Raw genomic sequence first — 417 nt, forward strand, 5'->3', positions numbered from 1 at the left:
CCAAGAACACTTGAATGTGTTTGGTATCAATACGTTTAACGTATTGATGTTGAGAACTTTTATTTGATAACAACAAACACGTTCGTTGTTATCAGTCAGCTTTCCAAATTGTTAAAGAGCACGATTTGACTTTCTACTAAAGAAAGAAACCATTTTTAAAGATTCTCGTAAGAACATTTAAAGATGGTATCCCGTAGGGGAGTCGAACCCCTGTTACCGCCGTGAAAGGGCGGTGTCCTAGGCCTCTAGACGAACGGGACACTAAGTAAGAATGTTTGGGAACATCCTCATCTCTTAAACTGTATAAACCATCAATCTGTGTGGACACTCATCAGTGTAATCTTCGTATAAGGAGGTGATCCAGCGCCAGGTTCCCCTAGCGCTACCTTGTTACGACTTCACCCCAGTCATGAACCA

At 41.7% G+C, this 417-nt stretch carries 1 tRNA gene and 1 rRNA gene; both read right to left on the reverse strand.

The annotated features are described in order from the left end of the window. Positions 1-184: 184 nt before the first annotated feature. A tRNA-Glu gene (locus tag EXZ60_RS18970) sits at positions 185-260 on the reverse strand. An 88-nt stretch (positions 261-348) separates the two neighbouring features. Next, positions 349-417 (reverse strand): 16S ribosomal RNA (locus tag EXZ60_RS18975); the annotation flags it as partial.

Origin of the sequence: Vibrio sp. 1151_11 (assembly GCF_029478525.1) — a bacterium.
Lineage (GTDB): Bacteria > Pseudomonadota > Gammaproteobacteria > Enterobacterales > Vibrionaceae > Vibrio > Vibrio anguillarum.